Source organism: Corallococcus sp. 4LFB, assembly GCF_046520365.1.
GTDB classification, from domain to species: domain Bacteria; phylum Myxococcota; class Myxococcia; order Myxococcales; family Myxococcaceae; genus Corallococcus; species Corallococcus caeni.
This window is the reverse complement of sequence record NZ_JBKGHJ010001302.1, coordinates 1-249: the sequence shown is the minus strand read 5'-3', so window position 1 is coordinate 249 and position 249 is coordinate 1. Positions and strand designations below refer to the sequence as shown.

General features: G+C 68.7%; 1 protein-coding gene. It reads right to left on the bottom strand.

All coding sequences use genetic code 11. The features are described 5' to 3' along the window. On the bottom strand, positions 1-249 hold a 249-nt coding region (locus ACLEQD_RS45415; RefSeq protein WP_410392079.1), incomplete at both ends, for an AMP-binding enzyme.

Genomic DNA, 249 nt, shown 5'->3' with positions numbered 1-249 from the left:
CCACTGCCCCGGGCACCATGTACTCCGGCAACCGCTGACGCAGGCTTGCCTTCAGGGCCTCCGCTTCCAGCGTCGCGCCTGCCTTTGGCGCCACGTACGCCACGAGCCGCTTCTCCGCCCCCTCCCCCTTCGCCACGACGACAGCTTCCTTCACCGACTCCTGCTGGCGCAGCGCGGACTCCACTTCCCCCAGCTCGATGCGGAAGCCTCGCACCTTCACCTGGAAGTCCACCCGGCCCAGGTACTCCA